At 49.7% G+C, this 6,000-nt stretch carries 9 tRNA genes and 2 rRNA genes; all 11 read left to right on the plus strand.

Features of this window, described 5'->3' with window-relative positions:
* The first annotated feature begins 749 nt into the window (after positions 1-749).
* Positions 750-825 (plus strand) — tRNA-Val (locus M2353_RS20095).
* A gap of 33 nt (positions 826-858) precedes the next feature.
* Positions 859-934 (plus strand) — tRNA-Thr (locus M2353_RS20100).
* Between the two features lie 37 nt (positions 935-971).
* A tRNA-Lys gene (locus M2353_RS20105) sits at positions 972-1,047 on the plus strand.
* Positions 1,048-1,054: 7 nt separating this feature from the next.
* Positions 1,055-1,137, plus strand: a tRNA-Leu gene (locus tag M2353_RS20110).
* 30 nt (positions 1,138-1,167) lie between these two features.
* Positions 1,168-1,239, plus strand: a tRNA-Gly gene (locus M2353_RS20115).
* Positions 1,240-1,251: 12 nt separating this feature from the next.
* Positions 1,252-1,337 (plus strand) — tRNA-Leu (locus M2353_RS20120).
* Positions 1,338-1,348: 11 nt separating this feature from the next.
* Positions 1,349-1,425 (plus strand) — tRNA-Arg (locus tag M2353_RS20125).
* A gap of 7 nt (positions 1,426-1,432) precedes the next feature.
* Positions 1,433-1,509 (plus strand) — tRNA-Pro (locus tag M2353_RS20130).
* An 8-nt stretch (positions 1,510-1,517) separates the two neighbouring features.
* Positions 1,518-1,593 (plus strand) — tRNA-Ala (locus tag M2353_RS20135).
* Between the two features lie 126 nt (positions 1,594-1,719).
* A 16S ribosomal RNA gene (locus M2353_RS20140) occupies positions 1,720-3,268 on the plus strand.
* A 181-nt stretch (positions 3,269-3,449) separates the two neighbouring features.
* Positions 3,450-6,000 (plus strand): 23S ribosomal RNA (locus tag M2353_RS20145); the annotation flags it as partial.

Here is a 6,000-nt window from a genome sequence, read left to right on the forward strand (position 1 = left end):
GTGTTTTAATAAATGATATATCTATTTATATTGAAAATAGTGGTCTTTCACTACATTCTCAATAACTCATTCATTTCTTCCCCTTTACTGAAATTCTAGACATTCTATAAAATTCTTATCATCCAATCTCGTCGCTCGCTCATCTTGCTAAGAGTCAATATCAACATCGAAAGAGTAAACATGTCTAAAAAGGATCTTCTCCTCTGGCAACCATATGTAGCGAACTGCGCTTGCTGCTAGATCATTGAAACCTACATAAGAGAGCAAAGGGCATCTTGGTTTGCTAATGAGAGAGGGGAGGAAGATTTGAGTTAAGCACCACAATGTTTGATGAGGCAAGGGAACATTGAGACGAATTTTTGGAAAATGACCAGGATCAATTTAATATAAAGCAAATATACAAAATGGTTTCTCGGAAAAATAAAATAATAAAAAAATTCGTTTCTATATGCATGTTATCTGAGGATTTAAGGAATAAGACAAACATTTTTCAGCTTTAAAAGAGCTGTTTTTACATTGAAAAAGCGCTATTAATGCCCTTTTTAACAAAAAAACATAAAAAAATGAAAAAAAGACTTTTAAAATGAAGAGACAAGTGGTAAACTTCTTTAGGTGACTTAACGAAAAGATGTGAAAAAATAGCTTTAAAATAAATTCAAAAATTATTTTAAAAAAGTCTTTACAAACAATATCTTATCGTTATATAATACTATTTGTCAGATCGAGAGACATTCGAAACGACACAATATGGAGGATTAGCTCAGCTGGGAGAGCATCTGCCTTACAAGCAGAGGGTCGGCGGTTCGAGCCCGTCATCCTCCACCATATTTATTCTTACATAATGTTAGGATAGATAAAGCCGGTGTAGCTCAACTGGTAGAGCAACTGACTTGTAATCAGTAGGTTGGGGGTTCAAGTCCTCTTGCCGGCACCACTTTCATATGGTAAGATAGACAAGTCGCTTTAAAAGCGAGCCATTAGCTCAGTTGGTAGAGCATCTGACTTTTAATCAGAGGGTCGAAGGTTCGAGTCCTTCATGGCTCACCATTTTCATGCGGGTGTGGCGGAATTGGCAGACGCGCTAGACTTAGGATCTAGTGTCTTTATGACGTGGGGGTTCAAGTCCCTTCACCCGCATTGCCAAACAACATAAAGAAATCCTGTAATGCGGAAGTAGTTCAGTGGTAGAACACCACCTTGCCAAGGTGGGGGTCGCGGGTTCGAATCCCGTCTTCCGCTTATACCATCCACGCCGGGGTGGTGGAATTGGCAGACACACAGGACTTAAAATCCTGCGGTAGGTGACTACCGTGCCGGTTCAAGTCCGGCCCTCGGCATTATAAAATAAGCGCCCGTAGCTCAATTGGATAGAGCGTTTGACTACGGATCAAAAGGTTAGGGGTTCGACTCCTCTCGGGCGCGCCATTAAGATCGGGAAGTAGCTCAGCTTGGTAGAGCACTTGGTTTGGGACCAAGGGGTCGCAGGTTCGAATCCTGTCTTCCCGACCATCTTTTATGGGGCCTTAGCTCAGCTGGGAGAGCGCCTGCCTTGCACGCAGGAGGTCAGCGGTTCGATCCCGCTAGGCTCCACCAATATGATCTTTGAAAACTAAACAAGACAAAACGTACCTGTTAATTCGAGTTTTTATAAAAAATCCTATGATACATCATAGGTAGTCAGTCAAACGCTGACGAAAAACAAAACTTCGGTTTTGTACTTTTTCGGAGAGTTTGATCCTGGCTCAGGACGAACGCTGGCGGCGTGCCTAATACATGCAAGTCGAGCGGACAGAAGGGAGCTTGCTCCCGGATGTTAGCGGCGGACGGGTGAGTAACACGTGGGTAACCTGCCTGTAAGACTGGGATAACTCCGGGAAACCGGAGCTAATACCGGATAGTTCCTTGAACCGCATGGTTCAAGGATGAAAGACGGTTTCGGCTGTCACTTACAGATGGACCCGCGGCGCATTAGCTAGTTGGTGAGGTAACGGCTCACCAAGGCGACGATGCGTAGCCGACCTGAGAGGGTGATCGGCCACACTGGGACTGAGACACGGCCCAGACTCCTACGGGAGGCAGCAGTAGGGAATCTTCCGCAATGGACGAAAGTCTGACGGAGCAACGCCGCGTGAGTGATGAAGGTTTTCGGATCGTAAAGCTCTGTTGTTAGGGAAGAACAAGTGCAAGAGTAACTGCTTGCACCTTGACGGTACCTAACCAGAAAGCCACGGCTAACTACGTGCCAGCAGCCGCGGTAATACGTAGGTGGCAAGCGTTGTCCGGAATTATTGGGCGTAAAGGGCTCGCAGGCGGTTTCTTAAGTCTGATGTGAAAGCCCCCGGCTCAACCGGGGAGGGTCATTGGAAACTGGGAAACTTGAGTGCAGAAGAGGAGAGTGGAATTCCACGTGTAGCGGTGAAATGCGTAGAGATGTGGAGGAACACCAGTGGCGAAGGCGACTCTCTGGTCTGTAACTGACGCTGAGGAGCGAAAGCGTGGGGAGCGAACAGGATTAGATACCCTGGTAGTCCACGCCGTAAACGATGAGTGCTAAGTGTTAGGGGGTTTCCGCCCCTTAGTGCTGCAGCTAACGCATTAAGCACTCCGCCTGGGGAGTACGGTCGCAAGACTGAAACTCAAAGGAATTGACGGGGGCCCGCACAAGCGGTGGAGCATGTGGTTTAATTCGAAGCAACGCGAAGAACCTTACCAGGTCTTGACATCCTCTGACAACCCTAGAGATAGGGCTTTCCCTTCGGGGACAGAGTGACAGGTGGTGCATGGTTGTCGTCAGCTCGTGTCGTGAGATGTTGGGTTAAGTCCCGCAACGAGCGCAACCCTTGATCTTAGTTGCCAGCATTCAGTTGGGCACTCTAAGGTGACTGCCGGTGACAAACCGGAGGAAGGTGGGGATGACGTCAAATCATCATGCCCCTTATGACCTGGGCTACACACGTGCTACAATGGACAGAACAAAGGGCTGCGAGACCGCAAGGTTTAGCCAATCCCACAAATCTGTTCTCAGTTCGGATCGCAGTCTGCAACTCGACTGCGTGAAGCTGGAATCGCTAGTAATCGCGGATCAGCATGCCGCGGTGAATACGTTCCCGGGCCTTGTACACACCGCCCGTCACACCACGAGAGTTTGCAACACCCGAAGTCGGTGAGGTAACCTTTATGGAGCCAGCCGCCGAAGGTGGGGCAGATGATTGGGGTGAAGTCGTAACAAGGTAGCCGTATCGGAAGGTGCGGCTGGATCACCTCCTTTCTAAGGATATATGGAGCAGTGTGCGTTTTCGTCTTGTTTAGTTTTGAAGGATCATTCCTTCAAACATGTCTCTAGCGAGACAGGATTGTTCTTTGAAAACTAGATAACAATAAGTAATACATTCACATTGAATGCAATGCAAAGTTCATCACACATAGTGATTCTTTCTAAAGTAAGAAATGGTTAAGTTAGAAAGGGCGCACGGTGGATGCCTTGGCACTAGGAGCCGATGAAGGACGGGACGAACACCGATATGCTTCGGGGAGCTGTAAGCAAGCTTTGATCCGGAGATTTCCGAATGGGGAAACCCACTGCTCGTAATGGAGTAGTATCCATACTTGAATACATAGAGTATGAGAAGGCATACCCGGGGAACTGAAACATCTAAGTACCCGGAGGAAGAGAAAGCAAATGCGATTCCCTGAGTAGCGGCGAGCGAAACGGGAACAGCCCAAACCAAGAGGCTTGCCTCTTGGGGTTGTAGGACACTCTATACGGAGTTACAAAGGAACGATATAAGCGAAGAGGTCTGGAAAGGCCCGCCAAAGAAGGTAACAGCCCTGTAACTGAAATGTTGTTCTCTCCAGAGTGGATCCTGAGTACGGCGGAACACGTGAAATTCCGTCGGAATCCGGGAGGACCATCTCCCAAGGCTAAATACTCCCTAGTGACCGATAGTGAACCAGTACCGTGAGGGAAAGGTGAAAAGCACCCCGGAAGGGGAGTGAAATAGATCCTGAAACCGTGTGCCTACAAGTAGTCAGAGCCCGTTAACGGGTGATGGCGTGCCTTTTGTAGAATGAACCGGCGAGTTACGATCCCGTGCAAGGTTAAGCAGAAGATGCGGAGCCGCAGCGAAAGCGAGTCTGAATAGGGCGCATGAGTACGTGGTCGTAGACCCGAAACCAGGTGATCTACCCATGTCCAGGGTGAAGTTCAGGTAACACTGAATGGAGGCCCGAACCCACGCACGTTGAAAAGTGCGGGGATGAGGTGTGGGTAGGGGTGAAATGCCAATCGAACCTGGAGATAGCTGGTTCTCTCCGAAATAGCTTTAGGGCTAGCCTCAAGGTAAGAGTCTCGGAGGTAGAGCACTGATTGGACTAGGGGCCCCTACCGGGTTACCGAATTCAGTCAAACTCCGAATGCCGATGACTTATCCTTGGGAGTCAGACTGCGAGTGATAAGATCCGTAGTCGAAAGGGAAACAGCCCAGACCGCCAGCTAAGGTCCCAAAGTATACGTTAAGTGGAAAAGGATGTGGAGTTGCTTAGACAACCAGGATGTTGGCTTAGAAGCAGCCACCATTTAAAGAGTGCGTAATAGCTCACTGGTCGAGTGACTCTGCGCCGAAAATGTACCGGGGCTAAACGTATCACCGAAGCTGCGGACTGTTCTTACGAACAGTGGTAGGAGAGCGTTCTAAGTGCAGTGAAGTCAGACCGGAAGGACTGGTGGAGCGCTTAGAAGTGAGAATGCCGGTATGAGTAGCGAAAGACGGGTGAGAATCCCGTCCACCGAATGCCTAAGGTTTCCTGAGGAAGGCTCGTCCGCTCAGGGTTAGTCGGGACCTAAGCCGAGGCCGAAAGGCGTAGGCGATGGACAACAGGTTGATATTCCTGTACCACCTCCTCACCATTTGAGCAATGGGGGGACGCAGGAGGATAGGGTAAGCGCGGTATTGGATATCCGCGTCCAAGCAGTTAGGCTGGGAAATAGGCAAATCCGTTTCCCGTGAAGGCTGAGCTGTGATGGCGAGCGAAATTTAGTAGCGAAGTTCCTGATTCCACACTGCCAAGAAAAGCCTCTAGCGAGGTGAGAGGTGCCCGTACCGCAAACCGACACAGGTAGGCGAGGAGAGAATCCTAAGGTGATCGAGAGAACTCTCGTTAAGGAACTCGGCAAAATGACCCCGTAACTTCGGGAGAAGGGGTGCTTCTTAGGGTGTTAAAGCCCCGAGAAGCCGCAGTGAATAGGCCCAGGCGACTGTTTAGCAAAAACACAGGTCTCTGCGAAGCCGTAAGGCGAAGTATAGGGGCTGACGCCTGCCCGGTGCTGGAAGGTTAAGAGGAGCGCTTAGCGTAAGCGAAGGTGCGAATTGAAGCCCCAGTAAACGGCGGCCGTAACTATAACGGTCCTAAGGTAGCGAAATTCCTTGTCGGGTAAGTTCCGACCCGCACGAAAGGCGCAACGATCTGGGCACTGTCTCAACGAGAGACTCGGTGAAATTATAGTACCTGTGAAGATGCAGGTTACCCGCGACAGGACGGAAAGACCCCGTGGAGCTTTACTGCAGCCTGATATTGAATGTTGGTACAGCTTGTACAGGATAGGTAGGAGCCTTGGAAACCGGAGCGCTAGCTTCGGTGGAGGCATCGGTGGGATACTACCCTGGCTGTATTGACCTTCTAACCCGCTGCCCTTATCGGGCAGGGAGACAGTGTCAGGTGGGCAGTTTGACTGGGGCGGTCGCCTCCTAAAATGTAACGGAGGCGCCCAAAGGTTCCCTCAGAATGGTTGGAAATCATTCGCAGAGTGTAAAGGCACAAGGGAGCTTGACTGCGAGACCTACAAGTCGAGCAGGGACGAAAGTCGGGCTTAGTGATCCGGTGGTTCCGCATGGAAGGGCCATCGCTCAACGGATAAAAGCTACCCCGGGGATAACAGGCTTATCTCCCCCAAGAGTCCACATCGACGGGGAGGTTTGGCACCTCGATGTCGGCTCATCGCAT

The organism is Bacillus aerius (assembly GCF_029894105.1).
GTDB lineage: Bacteria > Bacillota > Bacilli > Bacillales > Bacillaceae > Bacillus > Bacillus altitudinis.